The 19,208-nt window shown below is 49.8% G+C and carries 17 protein-coding genes and 2 riboswitches; of the genes, 2 read left to right on the top strand and 15 right to left on the bottom strand.

The annotated features are described in order from the left end of the window. The 9 genes from tnpA to BM159_RS11245 all read right to left on the bottom strand — a co-directional run. Window positions 1-175: IS200/IS605 family transposase (gene tnpA / locus BM159_RS11285; protein ID WP_143089437.1), on the bottom strand; the 175-nt coding region annotated here is incomplete at its 3' end. 256 nt (window positions 176-431) lie between these two features. Then, window positions 432-1,040: a lipid-binding SYLF domain-containing protein gene (locus BM159_RS11280; protein WP_218149586.1), complete on the bottom strand. Its 609-nt coding sequence runs from the start codon at window positions 1,038-1,040 to the stop codon at window positions 432-434. A 204-nt stretch (window positions 1,041-1,244) separates the two neighbouring features. Then, complete coding sequence (locus BM159_RS11275) at window positions 1,245-1,979, bottom strand: AAA family ATPase (RefSeq protein WP_093914320.1); 735 nt, start codon at window positions 1,977-1,979, stop codon at window positions 1,245-1,247. 82 nt (window positions 1,980-2,061) lie between these two features. Next, window positions 2,062-2,862 (bottom strand): ADP-ribosylglycohydrolase family protein, encoded by an 801-nt coding sequence (locus tag BM159_RS11270; RefSeq protein WP_093914319.1) that lies wholly within the window; start codon window positions 2,860-2,862, stop codon window positions 2,062-2,064. Between the two features lie 139 nt (window positions 2,863-3,001). After that, window positions 3,002-4,492 (bottom strand): DUF2828 family protein, encoded by a 1,491-nt coding sequence (locus BM159_RS11265; RefSeq protein WP_093914318.1) that lies wholly within the window; start codon window positions 4,490-4,492, stop codon window positions 3,002-3,004. Window positions 4,493-5,034: 542 nt separating this feature from the next. Beyond that, window positions 5,035-6,906, bottom strand: coding sequence for a vWA domain-containing protein (locus BM159_RS11260; protein WP_093914317.1), 1,872 nt, complete (start codon window positions 6,904-6,906; stop codon window positions 5,035-5,037). Between the two features lie 93 nt (window positions 6,907-6,999). Further along, window positions 7,000-7,584, bottom strand: a complete 585-nt coding sequence (locus BM159_RS11255; protein WP_093914316.1) for a DNA-directed RNA polymerase subunit alpha C-terminal domain-containing protein — start codon at window positions 7,582-7,584, stop codon at window positions 7,000-7,002. Window positions 7,585-7,721: 137 nt separating this feature from the next. Beyond that, complete coding sequence (locus BM159_RS11250; protein ID WP_093914315.1) at window positions 7,722-8,057, bottom strand: helix-turn-helix domain-containing protein; 336 nt, start codon at window positions 8,055-8,057, stop codon at window positions 7,722-7,724. A 106-nt stretch (window positions 8,058-8,163) separates the two neighbouring features. Beyond that, a riboswitch (SAM riboswitch) is annotated at window positions 8,164-8,255 on the bottom strand. Between the two features lie 533 nt (window positions 8,256-8,788). Continuing rightward, window positions 8,789-10,786 (bottom strand): KUP/HAK/KT family potassium transporter, encoded by a 1,998-nt coding sequence (locus BM159_RS11245; RefSeq protein ID WP_093914314.1) that lies wholly within the window; start codon window positions 10,784-10,786, stop codon window positions 8,789-8,791. 382 nt (window positions 10,787-11,168) lie between these two features. Here BM159_RS11245 and BM159_RS11240 point away from each other — a divergent pair, with 382 nt between their 5' ends. Then, window positions 11,169-12,584: an alanine/glycine:cation symporter family protein gene (locus BM159_RS11240; RefSeq protein WP_093914313.1), complete on the top strand. Its 1,416-nt coding sequence runs from the start codon at window positions 11,169-11,171 to the stop codon at window positions 12,582-12,584. A gap of 140 nt (window positions 12,585-12,724) precedes the next feature. Here the strand turns inward: BM159_RS11240 and BM159_RS11875 are convergent, their stop codons facing one another. The 4 genes from BM159_RS11875 to BM159_RS11215 form a co-directional block, all read right to left on the bottom strand. Continuing rightward, a complete protein-coding gene (locus tag BM159_RS11875; protein WP_143089445.1) occupies window positions 12,725-14,146 on the bottom strand; it encodes a C-type lectin domain-containing protein in 1,422 nt (473 codons plus the stop codon). 288 nt (window positions 14,147-14,434) lie between these two features. Further along, complete coding sequence (locus BM159_RS11225) at window positions 14,435-14,971, bottom strand: GNAT family N-acetyltransferase (protein ID WP_093914310.1); 537 nt, start codon at window positions 14,969-14,971, stop codon at window positions 14,435-14,437. Window positions 14,972-15,073: 102 nt separating this feature from the next. Continuing rightward, a complete protein-coding gene (locus BM159_RS11220) occupies window positions 15,074-15,937 on the bottom strand; it encodes an N-formylglutamate amidohydrolase (protein WP_093914309.1) in 864 nt (287 codons plus the stop codon). An 81-nt stretch (window positions 15,938-16,018) separates the two neighbouring features. Next, window positions 16,019-16,105, bottom strand: a riboswitch (SAM riboswitch). 81 nt (window positions 16,106-16,186) lie between these two features. Beyond that, window positions 16,187-17,107: a ketopantoate reductase family protein gene (locus BM159_RS11215; protein WP_093914308.1), complete on the bottom strand. Its 921-nt coding sequence runs from the start codon at window positions 17,105-17,107 to the stop codon at window positions 16,187-16,189. A 270-nt stretch (window positions 17,108-17,377) separates the two neighbouring features. Between BM159_RS11215 and BM159_RS11210 the strand changes: the two genes are divergently transcribed. Beyond that, window positions 17,378-18,391 carry a hypothetical protein gene (locus BM159_RS11210; protein ID WP_143089444.1) on the top strand — a complete coding sequence of 338 codons (1,014 nt, stop codon included), beginning with the start codon at window positions 17,378-17,380 and terminating at the stop codon, window positions 18,389-18,391. Window positions 18,392-18,543: 152 nt separating this feature from the next. Here BM159_RS11210 and BM159_RS11205 read toward each other — a convergent pair whose 3' ends face one another. Together BM159_RS11205 and BM159_RS11200 are read right to left on the bottom strand one after the other, a co-directional pair. Further along, a complete protein-coding gene (locus BM159_RS11205; RefSeq protein WP_093914306.1) occupies window positions 18,544-18,822 on the bottom strand; it encodes a hypothetical protein in 279 nt (92 codons plus the stop codon). A 196-nt stretch (window positions 18,823-19,018) separates the two neighbouring features. Continuing rightward, a partial coding sequence (locus tag BM159_RS11200) for a transposase (protein ID WP_177206037.1) occupies window positions 19,019-19,208 on the bottom strand: 190 nt, incomplete at its 5' end.

Raw genomic sequence — 19,208 nt, 5'->3', positions numbered from 1 at the left:
GATCTGGCATACAATTTCCTTCGATGATTTCTACACCTTTCCATTTGCACAAATCTTTAAGAATCGTTCTGATATCCAAACGCAATTGGTTATAAATGATTTTTCTTCTGTATTTTGGTGTAAATACAATGTGATATTTGCATACCCACTTGGTATGTGCTAAACTATTTGCCATAGGGCAACATCCTTTCTTGTTTTAGTGACGGCTTGAACACTATCATTATACAAGAAGGATGTTGCCCTTTTGCTTAAGCATTAATCCCACCTGCGTAGCAGGTGGTTTTTGAGCCAAATCCCCTTGAGGGATTCGGCTCCCAAGCTAAAGCCATAACAGAATCAGCGCGGCCTGCAATCCTTTTGCAAACCGCGCTGTGCTTTCATTCTTAAATTCAGTTGAAACCGTTGCGTTTTTCCCCGGCAAAAACCTTTCGTTATTTTCGTCCGGGATTTCCTTTCTCCTCAACTTTTACGGAATTCAGCTTCTTATCTCTGTAATAGTTTGTCCCCTTCAGGGAAAGTTCTACTGCCAGTCCTTTTGTTGTCATCTGATAGACGAAGATGCCGGGCGCCGCCTGGACCGCGCCCTCAAAGGAACCGCCGTTGACACCGTCATCCGCTGTTACATCCGCCTGTCCGCCAAAAGACCAGTCAGAAGAGGTAAACGTATCCCATGCTGTTTTGTCAATAAAGGCAAAGATCAGGGCGTATTCTTTGGCCCCGAGCCCTAAGCCGGCCTGATACTCTTTCATCCGCATGAAGATTTCTTCCCCGGTTTTATTGTTGTGCGCGAGTCCGCGTCCGTGGGAAGCACCCAGGATCCCCAGTTTTATGCCGGAACTGGCAAACACGGCATAGCCTTCCGCATTTTTCAACGCCGTCCGGGCAGAGGGTTTCCGTTCGTACAGTTTGTTTAAGGTTTCCGCAACCTTGTGACGGGTTTCCTGCCGTTGTTCCTCTATCGTTGCTGCAAACGCTGTCGCAGTCGTCGCCAAAAGCATGATCCCCACCAGCAACACCATTAAAATTTTCGACCGTTTCATAATTACCTCCTGATTTTGATTACTTTTCTGCAGTTTTAGGGCAAAAGGACCCTGCATCCTTTTCTTAATTATAACAAAACAGCCGCAGAAAATAAATTCTACAGCTGTGAAATTAAATATGGAATTGTCAGCTTTACTGTACTTCATTTCGCCATGCTTCATTATTATTCTCTACTTATTATAAAGCATAATTTTGGCCCTGCCTTACGACTCCAGCAACCGTTTCAATACCTGTTCCCTGTGATTGATAAACATCTCCGATATGCGGTAACTCTCCGTTTCTTCATATTCTATTTTGTGCAGGACACCGTTATCAAAGCTTAAAATTTCCGCACCGGGCAGCGTCAGCAATACAGGCGAATGGGATACGATAAAAAACTGAGAATTATCCCGGGCGCTTTCCGCGATTTTCAGGAGCAGGGTCATCTGGCGCTGGGGCGACAAGGCCGCTTCCGGTTCATCGAGGAAGAAGAGGCCGTCCGCTTTAAAATATTCGTTTATAATAGTAAGAAAGCTTTCGCCGTGGGATTTTTTATGCAGGTTTAGGGGAATGCCGCCCGGCATTTTTCCGTACTCGTCTTCTTTTGTCGCCACATTGTAAAAACTCTCCGCCCGGAGAAAGTAACCGCAGTGAACTTTCTTAAAACTTTTGGACAGGGTGACCGCATCCCATAACTCGCTGTGGGAATCGTAGGTGGAAAAGCTGTAATTGACTGTGCCTCCCTCCGGGTTGAAGCCGTACGCCACGGCCATCGCTTCCAGTAACGTTGACTTGCCGGTGCCGTTTTCCCCCACGAAGAAGGTAATGGGGGAATGAAACGCCAGGCGGTTTATGTTGGCGATGGTTTTTATGTTGCGCAGATAACTGCCGGGGGCTATGGCGTCCCAGTCTATCTTCAGTTCCTTAACAAACAGATCTTTTTTCTTTAACGCTGACATTGTACCCCTCCGCTGAAAGGATTCGGTTAGAGTTGCAAAACAGGTTTTCTACTTATAGCATGTTATTAATTATGTCTCCAATTTATATCTCTTTCTTCTGCCCGAATTTCTTTTCAAATTTTTCCGCTATTATAAGTAGATTATCGTCCAACAACGCCAGCGCCCGTTCCAGGATAGCGGACGGTATGCCGTAATACGCTTCGGCCATGCTGCCTGTAATGGCCGCTATGGTATCGCTGTCCCCGCCGATGGAAACGGCGTTACGGATAGCGTCTTCAAAACCGGTGGATTCGAAAAAAGCTTCGAAGGCCTGGGGCACGCTGCCCTGACAGGTCACGTCAAACGTATAGGCGGGACGGATCTGGTCTAATGTAAAATTAATTTTATAATATTTTTTCTCGATATGCTCCCTGATTTCGGCGATCTTTTTGCCGCTTCTCGCCATAAAAATCGCCACCGTCACCGCTTCGGCCGCTTTCATTCCTTCACGGTGGTTGTGAGTGACTTTGGTGACCGCCTTAGCCAAAGCGATGGCCTCTTCCATCGTTCCGGCCGCAAAACCGCAGGGGCTTACCCGCATGGCCGCGCCATTGCCGAAGCTGTGATAGGGTTTCGGATTATCTTCAAAAAGCCAATCGTAAAACCTCGCCCCATATCCGGCCATCGGATACAGACGCCCTAACATTTGCATATTCTTTATGGCTTTTTCTTCTATCGCTGCATAATCCCCGTTGCATTCAAGGATTGTTTTGGCAATCGCCACCGTCATGATACTGTCGTCTGTCGGGAAGCATTCTTCGTTGAGCAGTTCGAAGTTTTTTGTTTTTATATTGTCCCATTCAAACCGGGAGCCGGACATATCGCCGATAATCGCGCCTAACATGGTGTGTTCCTCCTTTATTTTTGCAAGCCGGTTTATGAGTTTATATTTCCAATATTATTATAGTAGATTTTGCAAAAAAGCGACACCCGGATTTTGGTTATTTCCGGCTGCCGCTGATTTTTATGCCACGATGTTTCTTTTACGCTACGATGTCCTTGTACCGGTCCCGGTTCAGGATGTCCATCATGCAGGCGTAGGGAGAAAGGTTGCCCCCTGCCAGCATCTCGAAGAGACGCGGGGTGCAGCCGCTGACCAGGGCCACGCCCTGCTGGTTTTTCTTCACCGGCTGCTGCTGATGGCGGCTGGCTACGTTCCAGAACACCACTTCCGGCAGCTTGTATCCGGCCTTCCGGTACATCTGCTCCATGTTCTGGAAGTTCGTCAGGCTTGCGTTTTCCGCACAGCAATCGAACTCCATATCGGAGACGATGTAGATGCGGGAGGGCATCTCCTCCTGCGGCATCTGGTGTATTTTTGCTGCGGTAAGAATCAGACGGAAGACTGCTTCGATGTCCGTATTGGCACATTCGTTGTAGCTTTCGCAGAACATGACTTTGTCAACGATGTCTTCCCCTTTGATCTGAACCAGCCGCGGATGTTCGGAGAACGTGATGAAGTGGTTGCGGAACTGGCCCCGGTTGCGTTCCGCGTAGTAGATGCCCAGGGACAGGGCCACGGCTGCGGGCACGGGGTTGCCGTAACCGTACATGGAACCGGAACCGTCCACCACTACCAGCGCGTTTTCCCCGCAGGTGTAATCCGGCAGCGCCTTCCACGTTACGTCCAACGCTTTGCGTTCTTTTTTATTCGCTGCCTTGACGTCCGGTTTCCAGCGGGAGGAATTGTCAAGCACGGACGCAACGATGTCGTACGGAGTCAGGCTGTCCGTATGCATCTGCGCCTCGCCTTTTTCCACGTTGCCCAGGAACTCCTGATACCGCGCTTCATCGTTCCGCTGGAAAGCCGCGCGGTATTTGTACATGGCCTTTGAGGGAAGTTTTGCGTAGTCGAAGCTGTAGTCTCTGACCCGCAGATTGTTTTCCAGGATGTGGATGCGTTCGCGCAGCGCGGTCAACGCCTTGCGGTATTCCGCAGGGCGGAGTTTCAGTGCTTTTGCCACCTTTTTTGCCAGCGCGACGGTTTTTGCGCCGGACGCATTGACAGAGGGCAGCCATTTGCCCAGCAGGGACACAGGTTCCCCGGTCTGCAGCGCTTCCATGTCTTTCTTCCACTGTGCCGAGATGAAGCGCAGCACATCGGCTTCGCAGGAGGTGGACAGCAGGCTCAGCAGGTCGTCGTAGCGGCCGTATTCCGGGATGTTGCCGATGTTTTTGACAACGGAGGTATGGGCGTAGTCCGCCAGCCAGCGGGTGATAACCCGGAAGGCGCGGCGTTCGCCCAGCCCGCCCCGCACATCGCGGGCGAAGAAGAGGATCTTCATGGCGATATCCCGGTTTTCCGCCCAGGCACGCTGGAAGCGCAGGCAGATTTCCTCTTCGGACACATGGCGCAGGGCGCCGACGGTGGCGAAGAGATCCAGACAGCAGTCCCCCGTCGTTTCCAGGGTCACGGCTCCGTTTTCGGTATGGGTTTTATTGGCAGCATCTTCGATGGCATGAACGAAGTCCATGATTTACCTCCTGATTACATCAAACGTTTATTCCTTGGAGAGCAAGGATTTTATTCAACATCATAGCTAAAGGAAACACGGATTAAATACGTTTCCCCAAAGGTTCCGGAGAAAGAAAAGTGCGGGAGGAAACCCGCCCGCACTTTTTACAAGGCGCGTATTTGCAAGCGCTCCGGAGAACGCCGAACCGATTCCTCTGAAAACAGGGCCAGATATAGGCAATGATTGCTGTTAGCGCCTTTACATACAGTGACATTCCACAAGGCACCGTCCAAGGTATCAGGGCCGGTCCGCAGACACGTTGCCGTGACATTCCAAATGTATATGGAATATTGCTGTTCGTGCCTTTATGAATCTCACTATGGTGATTATAGCAATTGTTTTTTATTTTGTCAAGCATTTATTTTATAATTTATATTTTTTATTTGTTTTATTGTTTATTATTTGCTTTTTCTTCCTTTGTTTTCATTTAAATTATATAAATACTCTTTTTGTGAAGCCGCAAATTGCGGCTTCACGATTGCAACGTTTTCCGGTTATTATCACAGGTCTTCGTCCGCTTTTTCCCGTTCCGCGTTGTGTTTGTATGCATCCAGAAGCATTTCCAGTTTCTCTCTGTTGGGGCCGGAGAAATTCTTGTAGAACTCACTGGTGATCATAACGTCAAGGAACTTCTCGTCATACTCGTCCAGTTTATCCGAACCCCGGAGTTTTTCGGAAAGGCAATAGAGCAAATAGGCCAGCTGCACATTCTGCGTGCTGCGGTTTTTATTGTAAACTGCCGTCCCGATTTCGGAACTTTTATCACTCAGCGGCTCTTTGTAACGGATGGACACGGAACCCAGTTCGTCAGAATCCGTCAGCACGGGTTTCTGGTATTTCAGATCCGTAGTAACTGCCGGGTCTTCCCCTTCGTTCATCTCCAGCTCATAAAGGGCGATGCCATGCCCGCCGCTGCCGTAGGGTTCGGAGATTACGGCGTCATTTTTAAAATCCTCGTGGTTCAGCTGGCGGTTTTCATAGCCGAGAAGCCGGTAGGATTTTACGAACCGCGGGTTAAACTCAACCTGCGCCTTGACATCCTTCGCCACAATATTGGTGAGGGCGATGAAACGCCGGTTGACGGATTCGTCCACATCGTCCAGATTGTTCACCACGCAGTAGGTACCGTTGCCGTGTTTCGCGAGGACTTCCAGATTGTCGTCCTTGTAGTTGTAAAGGCCCGTGCCGATGACCGACAGGAACAGGTTGCTCTTTTTCTTTTCTTCGATCAGCCCCTTCAGCCCGTGCTTGTCCGTAATGCCGAAATTCAGGTCGCCGTCGGTGATCAGGATCACCTGGTTGTTCCAGTCAGGGTTGTAAAACTTCTCCCCGATGGCATACGCCGTGTTAATTCCGGCAGAGCCCCAGGTGCAACCCTCAATCTCAATGCCGAGAATGATGCCCATCAGTTCCTCTTTGGACTGTTCATCTTTAATCTCGAAGCCCTTAAAGTACGTATGGTCTTTTGAGCTGTAGGTAACCAGGCTGACGCGGTCGCCTGCCCTGAGCTTGCTGAAGATTGTCGCGATGGCTTCCTGTGTAACTTCATCATTCGAACACATACTGCCCGACGTATCCAGGAGCAGAATGATGTCCTGGTGTTCCTTTTTCTCATGGGCGGCCTGGGCGTCAATGAAGAGGATCTTTTTGTTCCCCTTCTTTTCCATCAGTTCCGTGGTGATCGCGAACTTTGCGTCCGTCGGAATTTTTGCTTCATAATCGAAATAGTTGAGGACTTCCTCAATGCGGACCTGATCCATGTTGACACGGCGTTCAGACCGGATCTGATTAAAGACGATGCCCATGGATGCGTTACTGGTGGTCATACGGAACGTGGAAGTGGGCGCCGTAAAGACGTTCTTCGCGTCTTTTTCTTCAATGGGTTCGTACGAATCCGTGGATAAATCTTCCATGAGTTCGGAGTCAGCCTCATCGGCCATCCAGGAAGGAATTTCCTCACACGCTTCACAGCACATCACTACGTTTTCCTCAACCTCGATCGGAGGGGCTGCTTTCTTCGCCGCAAATCTTCCGGAAGCACCGCCCCTGGGAGCGCTGCCCGGCATACGTATACCGGCGCATGAACATCCGAGCCTCCGCTCCTCTTCGTATGCAGGGCGGGGGTGCTTCTCCTCGTAAAACACTTCTATTGCTTTTTCCGGGGTTTCTTCTTTTCTCTCGTGGAGCCAGGCATACAGCTCCTCCACCACATTCTTCCTGCCAAGCTGTTTAACGAGAAATACAAGCTTCTCATCACCATAGGTTACTACGCTCAGTACTTTGGCCGCATGCTCGGAATAGCCCAGACTGAGATAATACTCATACTTTCTGCGGGTCTCTTTCGATTTGTTGATCAGGTTCTTAAATTTCATAACTTTCTCTCCTTAATTAAATTATTGTTTTTACTGTACGCTTCTGTAACCGTTTTTTCTGTTCGTACCGCTTCCTTCCGGTATCTTCAAGTTTCAAGTCTTCTCTTTGTTTTCTTCTTCACGCAGCGTCAGGTTTTTCTCTGCCAGCTTTTCCCTGACTTCCGCCAGACATTTCTGCCCGAAGTTCCGGATCATGCTCAGTTCGCCTGCCGTTTTTGCCGTCAGCTGCCCGACGGTTTCGATTCCGACGCGGTGCAGGCAGTTTTCGGCACGCAACGAAAGTCCCAGCTCCTCGATACAAACCTGCGACAACAGATCTTCCTGCTGCGTTTCTCTTTCCGGAATCTTTTCCGGCAATGCGCCGGCAGTCTTTTCCGTGTTCAGCGAGTGGTTCCTGTGTTCCCGTTCCGGCAGATATTTCTCTTTCAGCTCATACCACATTACATGACGTTCGGGTCGGTGCCGGAATGTTGCGTCGGCCGTAATCTGAACCGGGCGGTTCAATTCTTCCCATTTAATGAAACCGATCATCTCCCGCACGAGCGTGCCCGAAACTGTCATCTTTTCTGCCGCTTCCTGCAGCCTGCCTTTTCTGAAATCCGCCAGCGCTTCTTCCAGAAAACGCCTTGCTGCTTCTGTTTTGTCTGTCATGTCTGTCTGTAATACATCCTGTTGCATTCCACCCTACCTCCTTGCGGCAACCGTTCCCGCCTTTCAAATTCATTGTACTGCATACCTGAAAACAGTGGTCGCCTCCCGGGCGACAAAGAATCTTACAGCAGGGAGACACTGTTCAGACGCGTTCCCTTACTGTTCTATATATCCCCCAGCCCATAGGCTCTCAGTACACGGTTCACCTCCCATACCGTCCTTCTGTTCCGGGCGATGCAATCGGAAATCACACAGTCTTTCCGGATGCTGCGGGACAAAGCGAAGCCCGCGGCCTCCAGCAATGCTTTCGTTTCTTCCGGGGAAAGCCGCAGTCCCAGCGCAAGCCGTACCGCAGTCCCTTTCTTTGGCTGGTAGTCCTTTTGTTTCAGAATTTTGTAAATCAGTTTGCGGTCTATGTCAGCATCTTTATACAGCCCGGCCCGGGTAATCTTCCGTTCCTCCATAAAGCGAAGCAGCATCTGTGTGAAAGTTTCTTCCATGGTCAAATCACTCCTTTCAATATTTGGGGGACAAAAGAAAGCCCATCATAATGACGGGCTTTTGTAAATACAAAGGCCCATCGGAATGATGGGCTGGACTCTCAATCTCCCATCATACAAGCTTTAGCACCTTAACCGTAGTACGGCCAGGTTGCTGTGCGGTCAAAGAGCTTGTCTCTCGCGCACTCTCTATGGTCAATTGCTTTCCGTTTCCGGAACCAATATTAAAGAAAGAAAATGCAATCCTGATTGCTCTTTTATAATGCCATACGTTACTCCGTTTCCCAACTACTGAACACTTACCTGAATCAACTGCAATGTTGATTGGACGTTTATATAAATTTACGCGCTTTAACTAAAATGCATTTCTGCATCTGTGATTAAATACTCAAATCCAGGGATTTTTATTTCTATGTTGAACTGACCCCCGGAAGGTGATCCGGTCTGTTCACCTTTTCTGATAATATTATACCACAACGCACCGAATTCGTGGTCGCTTCCCAGGCGACAACGACTTTTGATTTTAATTTTTGCTCTTTATGTTATTATCGGCCGTTTTTTTGCTGTTTTTATGTGGGCTTTTTTTCGCCGGATGCGACTTTTTCTAACTCTTTCAATTGGCACGAAAAAACAGCGCGGTCTGCATGTAGTTGCAAACCGCGCTGTATGAGTTTACATGTGAGTTACCGTTCTTTTTCTGCGCAACCGGGTTCTGTGGGGAAATGAAAGTTTCAGACCCGTTCCAGCCGGTCGTCTTTCAGCCGCCGCGCCAGGAACAGGGGCACGTATTCGATGAGGATGTTGGAGGTTTCCAGCCCGAACCACTGGAACGGATTTCCTACGATGCGGCGGATCGCGTATTTCGAACGGATCAGCAGGTTATCCACTTCGTCAATATCCCCTTCCTGGGGCATCATTTTCCGGATCAGGCAGAACTTGAAGGATCCTACATCCGAAGGTCCGTAGATGGAATGCTGCCGGTGCTGTTTCGGCAATTCGCCCGACGCCAGCAGATCGCTCACGACCTGCCTCAGATAGATGTTGACGCTGGGCCGTACCTTATAGCCGAGATGGAGGTTAATTCGGAAGATATAATCCGTTCCGAAGGTTTCCACTTCATACTGCTTCTGGTACGGCTCGTTGGTGGTATTGACACTGATAAACCAGTAGGCATTGGCCCGCTTCGGGTCTTTATCCAGGATTGAATACAGGATATCCCGGTCGATTTTTTCCGGATCTTCCCCCTTGACCAGATAAACCACATTGTGACTGCACATCGGAATGGATTCATCGTCCTGCAGGTCTTTAATTGCCGACAGATGTTCCCGCATATTCAGGAACGTGTTCTGGGCCTGCTCAACCTGCGTTCCCCGGTACCAGGCGAGCATGATAAAGAGAACCGCCAGGGAAATGATGATGGCTACATAGCCGCCCACCACAAATTTTCCCAGACTTGAGATGAAGAACACGCCTTCAAGGGCAAAGAAAATAACGCCGAACAACACCGCTGCCACCGGGTGTTTGTGCAGCACGCCGATATAAACGCAGAACATGACCGTCATCATCAGCATACTGATCGTGATGGCAAGACCGTAGGCGTTTTCCATCCGGGACCCGCTGCGGAAGTAAAGGACCACCAGCACGCAGAACAGCCACAGGATATTGTTGACAAACGGAATGTAGATCTGACCTTTCGTGTCTGACGGATACCGCACGTTTAAATGGGGCATGAGGTCAAGATTTGCAGCTTCATGCACCAGCGTATAGCTGCCGCTGATCAGGGCCTGGCTGGCAATAATCGCCGCCAGCGCGCTCAGCAGGATCGCCACCGGGCGCAGCGCTTCCGGAAGCATCACGTAAAACGGATTGAGATCTTTGATGGCCTGGATGACAGGATTGTTCTGGTTCTGGATAATCCAGACGCACTGCCCCATGTAGTTCAGGATCAGGCAGATTTTAACAAAAGGCCAGCTGAAGAAGATGTTGTTCCGGCCCACATGCCCCATATCCGTATACAGGGCCTCCGCGCCGGTGGTACACAGGAATACGCTTCCCAGGATCAGGAATCCGGCTTTGTTGTTGGGGCTGATCAGAACATCTATGGCATAATAGGGATTCAGGGCCCGCAAAATCGTAAGATCGCCAAGGGTCAGCCAAACCCCCGTCAGTCCCAGAAACAAAAACCACAGCATCATGACCGGCCCGAACATTTTGCCAATGGAACTGGTCCCGCTTCGCTGGATCATAAACAAAGCGCTGATGATCGCCAGCGTGATCACTACCACAAGGTGCTGCCCGCTTCCGAGCATACTGTTCACGACTTCGATACTGCGCAGGCCTTCCACGGCCGTCGTGACGGTTACCGCGGGGGTAAGGACACCGTCGGCCAGCATGGTACAGCCGCCGATCATGGTGGGGATGATCAGCCATTTCCCGCAGTCACGGATCAGGCTGTAAAGCGCAAAAATGCCGCCTTCACCGTGGTTGTCGGCCCGCAACGCGATCAGCACATGCTTGATCGTCGTCAGCAGCGTGATGGTCCAGATGACCAGCGAAAGGGAGCCCACAATAAACTCCGTATCCACATTGGCTATTCCGCCGTTGCCTTCGACGATGGATTTCATTACATACATCGGGGATGTGCCAATGTCGCCGTACACTATGCCCAGCGCCACAAGGAACATCCCAAAACTGAATTTATGGCTGTGTTCAGCCTGATTCTCCTGCATATTTTCCTCCTGAAGAAAGAATCTTTATTTATATCAAATTAATTCCTGCGTTATATTTATTTTTTCATATACTTCTTTTCGCTTACTTCTTTTTGATGACTTTGTTTTACTTACTTATTTTATTTACTTATTTTAACACAAAAACCGTTCATAATATACATTGTTTTCAAAATTGCCTTTCAAAATAAATAAAGTTCGGTCTTTTCTGTATTTAAACCTTTATCCGTGATATAATTTTATCAGATTCGTGACTATCGGAGAAAAATTAAATAAGCAAACGCTGATTCAATGAGTTTGAGCGTTTTTCAGGAAGTATTAATGAAGCAATTCACAAATGCGCAGACAAATTAATCAGCGGTTCCTTAAAGACAGGAGTTACATTATGGAAACGTTAAACGCTGTCATCAATCAGGTCAACACGATCCTCTGGTCCTACATCCTGATCGTCCTGCTGATCGGACTGGGACTGTATTTCACGTTCCGTACCGGTTTTATCCAGATACGGCTTTTAGTTGATATGGTCCGCTTATTGGCGGAAGGTGTCGGGACAAGACGGATGGGGAACCAGATTTCCTCGTTCCAGGCTTTCTGCGTCAGTACGGCCAGCCGCGTAGGTGTCGGCAACATCGCCGGCGTGGCCATTGCCATCGTGCTGGGCGGGCCGGGCGCCATCTTCTGGATGTGGATGGTTGCCATTGTAGGCAGCGCCACCGGTTTTGTGGAAAGCACCCTGGCCCAGATTTATAAAATCCCCAGAGGAAAATGGACCTTTCACGGGGGGCCCGCGTACTACATTCAGAACGTGCTGCACATGCCCAATCTGGCAAAACTGTTTTCACTATTGTTAATGACAACCTTCGCGCTGGTCTATAATTCCCTGCAGGCCAACACCATCACCCTTTCCCTGCACAGCGCTTTTGGCTGGGACCGCACAATCGTCGGCGTCGTCGTTTCCATCCTGATCGCCCTCGTAATCTGCGGCGGCGCCCACTTCGTGGCCAGGGTGGCGGAAATGCTGGTGCCGGTCATGGCCGGCGCGTATCTTCTGATTGCGCTGATCGTCGTCATTATGAATTTCGGACAGCTCCCCTCTGTGTTCGCTTTAATCGTAAGCAACGCCTTTGCGCCACAGGCAGCGGTAGCCGGCGGTTTCGGGGCCTGTGTCATGAACGGCATCAAGCGGGGCCTGTTCTCCAACGAAGCCGGTGAAGGTTCCGTGCCCAACGCAGCGGCCACCGCCTATGTAACCCATCCGGTCAAGCAAGGCCTGATCCAGGCTTTCGGTGTTTATGTGGACACGCTGCTGATCTGTTCTGCCTCCGCCGCCCTGGTACTCCTGTCCGGTGTGTATGAAATCGGCGGCAAGGTCACCGGCATCGAACTGATCCAGAACTGCCTGGCAGCGGAAGTAGGCAGCTGGGCCATCGTCTTTATCGGCATCATGATCATGATGTTCGCCTTCAGTTCCCTGGTGGGCAATTATTATTACGGCGAAATCAATCTGGCCTTCCTGACCCAGAGCAAAACCGCGCTGTATATATTCCGGGCAGCGGTGGTCGCCATGACTATGTTCGGCAGCATCGCGTCCCTGCCGCTGGTGTGGAACCTGGCAGACCTGTTTATGGCGTTCCTGGCTACGACTAACCTGTACGCCATTTCCCGTCTGTTCCCCTTTGCGAAGATTGCGCTGGACGATTATGAAAAACAGCGCGCCGAAGGCATGGATCCGGATTTCGATCCGCATATCCTGCCCAGCCTTGACGGCGTATACGCGTGGGGCATGGAAAAGGAAAAGTAATGAAAGCAGTTTAAAAGAATTATTTTCGGGTATAAAATTCTTCAGGTGGTTTCGGAAAAATCCGGAACCACCTGTTTTTTGGTGCTAAGCGCTAAGCAAACCTCGCAGAACTTTTGCTCTTCGCGGCTGAACTTATTGTATTATTTGTCCCATTCACAGACAAAAGCGTTCCCGCCTGTTCCGTCGGTCGTACCGTCATCCGTCAGGTTTTTGTAGTTCCAGTAATACAAGCCGTAGAAGACTTCATCTTCTTCTACGTTGCTTTCCTGGTCCGCTTTCACATAGGTAACAGGTTCGTTGGGAATCATGCGGTAATGCCCGAATTTTTCAAAGTATTCATTATCATAGCCGCTGTCATTGATCAGCCGGTACATGCGCTCATTCATTTCGTCGTCACCGACCGCTGCCAGATGACCGCCCATGGATTCGCAGAACTGCTGCGCGTCTTCCATGGTTTTACCGATATCGGAGAATACCTGATAGTGATGTCCTTTATATTTGATGGCTTCTTTCGGAATAAAAGGACGTGTAGAATCCTCTGCGTAATAAATCACGCTGGCCGGTTCGGCAGCATACGTAGAATGTATAACCTCTGCTACTAACAGCGCAGATAATACATCGGTATAGTATATGCCGTTGTAATACCCTCTGTAGCGACCCCGTCTATGGGCCGGCCTGTGATTCCACCAGTGGTCCTTCAGGGGTTTAGGGGCGCGGCGCCATACGTGCATGTTTTCGTGGGTCCGGTGAACAGGCGGGCGATGAAGGTCTTTTCTCGGGCCCGGTTTGCTGTGCTTCCGGTATTCCGGTCTATGCGTTGCCTGCTTCGAAACATTTTGCCCCTGTTCATGCATCTTTGGCCTTGGAGCATGACGCTTCGGCTCATGGATCTTTGGCTTCGCTGCCTCTTTCTTCGGGTCGTGTACTTTCGGTTCCGCAACACTTTGCTTCCGGTCGTGCGTTTTCGGCCTTGCAATGTTTGGCTTCGGGTCATGTGCTTTTGGACGCTGCTTCTCGCGACTTACTTCTGTATGCTTCGGCTGATGCATAGTCTGCCGCTGAGAAACAGGTTTTGCACGTTGCACCGTTTGACGTTGGGAAACAGGCTTCGGCTGTTGTACCGTCTGACGCTGGGATACCGGTCTCGGCTGCTGCATCGTCGGACGCTGGGATACAGGCCTCGGTCGCTGCACCGACTGACGCTGGGATACCGGTCTCGGCTGCTGCATCGTCGGACGCTGGGATACAGGCCTCGGTCGCTGCACCGACTGACGCTGGGATACAGGTTTCGGTTGCTGCATCGTCTGACGCGGCGAAACAGATTTTGGCCGCTGTATCGTCTGCCGTTGGTGAACAGGCTTTGCATGTTGCATCGACGGACGCGGTGCGCTGGGCCGCGGTTTTTGCGCAGCCAGCCTGCTCCTCTGCTGACTTTGCTGTTGGGCAGGGTTCGGATATACTTTTTTACCCGGAGCAGCTTCTGCAGCGGAAAGAGTCACGCTCAGAAAAACTGCTAAAATAAAAGCTGCAATTGATTTTTTCATCATGGGTCTTCGTTCCATTGCTTTTCTCCTCTGCAAACCTTTATAAAGCTGCTGATAATCTGCCGTTCCCTGAACGAAAGATATTCCATCAGTATTATTTTTATAACATTATAAATATTGTTTATGTCTTTTTCATGACCCGCTCCGGCTGAAAAATCTCAACCCTGAAAAATCCTGACCGCCTGCCCGAAACAAAAACAGGACACGCTTCCTCTGCATGAGGTGTGTCCTGTTTCTTATTTGTTTTCTCTGCGCATCCGTTTCTCTACGCGTTATTTTCTACATAACTATTGCTGCAGCAATAACTCACAACAGCCAGATCCATTTATTGGCAGGCGTTGGCTGCGGATAGCCCCAGTCTTCGTCAACGCCGGAAACCACCAGCAAAAATTCATTTTTTTCCACTACATGGGATATGGATTTGTTTTCGACCATGGTACTGGCCGAAATGATTTCTATACCTGCTTCCCGTGTCAGGCAGCGCACCAGGGCGCCCACCGTTTCTGTCGCTATGCCTTTGCCCCACCAACGTTCCAAAAAACGGCAGCCGATGCTGGCCTTGTGCGTGTTCTCCCGATAGCCGTAAATCTCGGCCAGCCCGCAGAACTCCTCTTCCATAAATACACCCAGGATAATGGACTCATTAAAGCATTCATCGTACAGGCGGCGGATGACTTCGTGTACGTCCTCATACTTCTGTTCAAACAGAAATGTCGGAAGATACCGGTACACGTTCGGGCTGTGCGCCAGTTCTGACAAGCCCCCTGCGTCCGTTTCCTCAATCTTTCTGAGAACGAGTCTTTCCGTTTTAATATAGGGGATTTCCGTAAAAAGTTTTTTCATTTTTTGTTTCCTGCCTGCCGGATTCGCTTTTACTGCTATTGTATCACCGGAACAGAGAACCCGCAAATATGCTGGCTCATGACTGGATTTTTCCCGGTCATATCAAACCTCCTGCCGGAATCCGCTGCCTGCCAGTTTCAAAAATCCCTGCACGGCTTCTTTTACTTCTTCAAATGTTTCTTTCTTCTGTCCGGTTTTTTCATCCATGTACAGACTGCGGTTCACTTCGACCATCAGGCTCCGTACCCGTTTATCCCGCTTTGAATAAAACGGTTCAGGAACGATGGCGCCAGCAAAGGGCGTATTCACTGCCACTTCCAGCCCCGCTTTTGTAAAATACGCTTTAGCTGCGTTCAGCAATGGGTCCGGGGTAAAATACGGATCCGCGCCCAGACAGATTTCAGGACGGACAAGATGAAAGTTTTCTTTTGGTTCATAAGGCAGCACGGTTTCGGAAAATGAGTGCCCGTCAATTAACAATGCCCGGTCAAACTGGTCCAGCTGGCGGCGCACGGCTTCTGTCAGCCGGCTGTGATGACGCCGGTAGATTTGCAGCGCCCTGCCGTAAGCCCGCAATCCTTCCGGGGAGGAAAGCGGCTCCCGTTTTAACCGGCCGCCGTCGGACATGCGTGTGTAATACATGCCCATGCCCTTCCGCCACATGATTTCTTCTTCGGGATCAAGGAAGCGTTCCGGGTCGCACACAAGGCGGCTGTACTGATGCACAACGGTCAGACAGTCCGGGCAGGAAAACAATTCATCGGTGTACCAGTCGGTCATGCACAGAAGCTCGCTGCGGAGTTTCTCTTTCTCCGGTATAAATTCCTTTTGGAACAGTTTGGGGATTTTCGTGCTGCTATGGGGAACGTGCACGATAATCCGGGGCTGTGCCGGTGCTTTTCCATAAACAGGCAGGTACCATTTTAATTTTTGTACCGCCGCCGCTATCCGTTGCCATGATTTCATTTTCTTTTGTCTCCTTTCGTTTAACCGTAAAGAGAGGCAAAAGAAAAGCCCATCGGAATGATGGGCTGTAATTTCAACATCCCATCATACAAGCTTTAGCACCTTAACCGTTCCGGCCAGGTTGCTGTGCGGTCACCGAGCTTGTCTCTCGCGCACTCTCTATGGTCAATTGATATCCGTTTCCGGATACTGTATTAAATTGTAAAGCGGTTCTTACCGTAAATATTATACCACAAACCGCAGGACTTGTCAGTTGTAGTCAAACTTCCCGTCGTTCTTTTCTTCCAGGGCCTTGATGGCGTGGTACGTGTACTCTGCAAAAGGAACTTCCAAACCTTTTGCCGCAGCTTTTTCCATCAGCACCTTGCAGAACATGTCGATTTCCGTGTGCCGTTTGGCTTCCAGATCCTGCAGCGTGGAGAAGCGTGCTCTTTCCAGCCAGCGGGGGCGGGTGTTTTCCAGCGGGCCGTAGGAAATGCCGTAGGCTGCCGCCACCTTGCGGGCTTCCGCTTCCAGCCGGTCCCGGATATAACCCACATGCCCGCTGTCGAAATAGGAAGCGTATCCCGTGCCCAAGACTGCCTGGGGCAGATTGTAGGCGATATTCAGTGTGAATTTCAGCCACTGTTCCGAAATGATATCTTCACAGAAATGGTAACGGAGCGGCGTTTTGGCAAGGAGTTCCCGGATGGCCAACAGGCGTTCCGTTTCCTCCCGCGAATCTTTTTCTCCCACAAACAGGCCCGGCGTCTTTTCCACGTTAAAGGTGACGCTGTTGCCCTTCCGTTCCGAGTTGATGCGCATCAGGCTGTAGGCGATCCGGGCCGGGTCGATCACCGTGCCGATAATCTCCTCGCTGTCGATCCCGTTCAGCAGACTCAGCACCGTGGTATGAGGACCAACCACCGTACGGATATCTTCCAGCGCGTCACGGAGTCCGTTATATTTGGTGGAGACCAGCAGCAGGTCCACACCTCTTGCCTCCTCCGGCGTTTTCACTTTCGGTTTATAAATTTTGTCATTGATGCAGAGACCGTCCCTCTCCAGGCGTTCTTTCCGTTCCCCTTTGGCGATCAGGCAGAAGTCAATCTCCGGCGCGGCGGAAAACCCATAGATGAAATAGGAACCAATGGCGCCTGCCCCAAGGATGGCTACGGTATTTATCTTCATATTTTATTCCCCCTCCTGTAATAAAAAACAGTTTCTATTATTATAACATATATGACAAACTGTTATCGGAAAATCGTTACGGAAATACAGATAAGTTCGTATATGCTTCTGGCGGCAGCAAAGAAGTTTAAATCTTACTTTCATTTGTTATTTCTTTTTGTTACAATATTTATGCAAGAGGAAAAAACGTTACAGCATTCCATAACAGGAAAAGCGGTTAAACTTTTCAACACGTTTTTAATCACGGAGATCAAAACGGGAGGTGTCATCATGCGATTCTGGAAATTCGGACTCTTTTTGCTGTGCTGCAGTCTGTGCGGACTGCATGGCTGTACCGGAGCAGAAGAAAAGCCTGCACAGAAACCGGCAGCAAAACCGGATGCATCGTTTGTTCCCAGCGAGATACAAAAAAGCGAAATCTCTTTTTATCACAGATATTGCCAGTATGAACTGATCATGCAGCGGGAAGGGGGAAAAATCCGTTGCACCATGCGCACCATGAATTCAAATTTTCGCCCGCAACCATCTTCTTCCGGACTTACGGGCGTGAAGCCAATCATGGATGCACCGAAAAAAGATGAACGTATCTTCCCCAGGGGCTGCAGTTTTACCGCCGACGAAAAAGCCCTGGCCGATCTGGACCAGCTGCTGCAGAAAGGCGGCGTGAGCGTTGCTTCCGCAACAACAGAACCCACGGAATTCAAACCGCTCCGGCTTCTTTATGTGGAATATAAGAACGGGAAGCATATCACCCTGAACCGGGCCGGCAAAGACAGCCCGTTCCGTAAAGAAATCTCCGATGAAAAACTGGCGGAGTTTATGGAAAAGCTGGCAAAAGACAACGGCCAGAAGCTCTATGACGGCGAGATCCTGCTGGGCCGGCTGTCCGGTTGCCATTATAGCAGTTCCGGCAGCATGAGCGGCGGGCACCACTTTATTGATGTCAGCCGGAAGAGCAAAACCGAAGCCCTGTTCGACAGCCGGTTCAAAGACTGGCACAATTCACCGGAAAAAACGCAGAACCGGGTTATTTCCGCACAGATGCTGGACGAAATAGAAGCGATGGGACGGGAATATAAAATCGACACCTGGGGTCCCTTCCCCCAGACAGACCTGATTGCCCTGGATGCCGCTACCGTCAGGGTTACTCTTTCCTACGGCGAACCCTGGTCCTGGGTAAAATGGGATCTTCGCATGGGTACAATGGATGAACTTACCAAACAACAGAAAGAATATTACCGGAAAATCCAGACCATGCTGTTTGACGAAGATAAAAAAGGATAAATGAACAAAATAAACCCCCTCTCCCTGGCAGCTCCCGGGAGAGGGGATTGTTATTTGATTAATGTATGGTTTTAACGCCAGGCATTCTGACAAAGAAGCACTGACCGCCTAAAACCAACACTTTGTAATGCCTGTTTTTAATTATATTGAATTTAACATCCTTTAAAGTTTTCCCAGCCCACTGTTCCGCAGACATGATGTCCACAGCTGCCTTCAGTCGGGCAATTATCCCAGCAAACGTCGCCGGCGACCTTTTTCAGGGTTTCCTCGTTCAGCTCGACATCCGCCAGCTCCGCCATGTAGGCTTCAGCTTCTTCCTTAGTCAGCTCAACACCGCCCGCCTTTGCCAATGCGATTAATTCATCAGCGCTTTTGCACTGCATGGCCTTTTCAAACATTTCTTTTGTAATCGAGTTTAAGTTAAAAGGCATAATTTCTATTCCACCTTTCATAATAAAAATACCACAACGAGTACCTGTTTTATATATTATACAAGAAATAGGAATGGAAAACAACGAATCGCTTCCACCCCTTCAAGGGGTGGTTCGCTTAGCCCTATAAGGGCCCAACACAGGCCAGCGCCTAAATGACGCTGGCTTTCACTTTGTTCAAGCCGCAGTGGTATGACTACTTGCTACCCTTAAAAGGGTCTTCGTATTCTTTACTGAATAACGAATCTTCCATTTGATCCATCTTATCCTGTTCCCGGATATATTTCTGTATGGTTTGCGCATTCAGCCCTACCGTACTAACGTAATATCCGGTTGCCCAGAATTTTCGATTTCCAAATTTATATTTCAGATTCGCATGTCGTTCA

Origin of the sequence: Succiniclasticum ruminis DSM 9236, from assembly GCF_900112895.1 — a bacterium.
Lineage (GTDB): Bacteria > Bacillota > Negativicutes > Acidaminococcales > Acidaminococcaceae > Succiniclasticum > Succiniclasticum ruminis.
This window is presented reverse-complemented; position numbering and strand designations above follow the sequence as displayed.

What these genes read in the sequence shown, in the direction of transcription:
- BM159_RS11225 (WP_093914310.1), bottom strand. Translation starts at nt 14,971, where the DNA reads ATGAAAAAACTTTTTACGGAAATCCCCTATATTAAAACGGAAAGACTC.
- BM159_RS11265 (WP_093914318.1), bottom strand. Translation starts at nt 4,492, where the DNA reads ATGGACTTCGTTCATGCCATCGAAGATGCTGCCAATAAAACCCATACC.
- BM159_RS11210 (WP_143089444.1), top strand. Translation starts at nt 17,378, where the DNA reads ATGCGATTCTGGAAATTCGGACTCTTTTTGCTGTGCTGCAGTCTGTGC.
- BM159_RS11270 (WP_093914319.1), bottom strand. Translation starts at nt 2,862, where the DNA reads ATGTTAGGCGCGATTATCGGCGATATGTCCGGCTCCCGGTTTGAATGG.
- BM159_RS11250 (WP_093914315.1), bottom strand. Translation starts at nt 8,057, where the DNA reads ATGGAAGAAACTTTCACACAGATGCTGCTTCGCTTTATGGAGGAACGG.
- BM159_RS11280 (WP_218149586.1), bottom strand. Translation starts at nt 1,040, where the DNA reads ATGAAACGGTCGAAAATTTTAATGGTGTTGCTGGTGGGGATCATGCTT.
- BM159_RS11215 (WP_093914308.1), bottom strand. Translation starts at nt 17,107, where the DNA reads ATGAAGATAAATACCGTAGCCATCCTTGGGGCAGGCGCCATTGGTTCC.
- BM159_RS11220 (WP_093914309.1), bottom strand. Translation starts at nt 15,937, where the DNA reads ATGAAATCATGGCAACGGATAGCGGCGGCGGTACAAAAATTAAAATGG.
- BM159_RS11245 (WP_093914314.1), bottom strand. Translation starts at nt 10,786, where the DNA reads ATGCAGGAGAATCAGGCTGAACACAGCCATAAATTCAGTTTTGGGATG.
- BM159_RS11255 (WP_093914316.1), bottom strand. Translation starts at nt 7,584, where the DNA reads ATGCAACAGGATGTATTACAGACAGACATGACAGACAAAACAGAAGCA.
- BM159_RS11205 (WP_093914306.1), bottom strand. Translation starts at nt 18,822, where the DNA reads ATGCCTTTTAACTTAAACTCGATTACAAAAGAAATGTTTGAAAAGGCC.
- BM159_RS11240 (WP_093914313.1), top strand. Translation starts at nt 11,169, where the DNA reads ATGGAAACGTTAAACGCTGTCATCAATCAGGTCAACACGATCCTCTGG.
- BM159_RS11260 (WP_093914317.1), bottom strand. Translation starts at nt 6,906, where the DNA reads ATGAAATTTAAGAACCTGATCAACAAATCGAAAGAGACCCGCAGAAAG.
- BM159_RS11875 (WP_143089445.1), bottom strand. Translation starts at nt 14,146, where the DNA reads ATGGAACGAAGACCCATGATGAAAAAATCAATTGCAGCTTTTATTTTA.
- BM159_RS11275 (WP_093914320.1), bottom strand. Translation starts at nt 1,979, where the DNA reads ATGTCAGCGTTAAAGAAAAAAGATCTGTTTGTTAAGGAACTGAAGATA.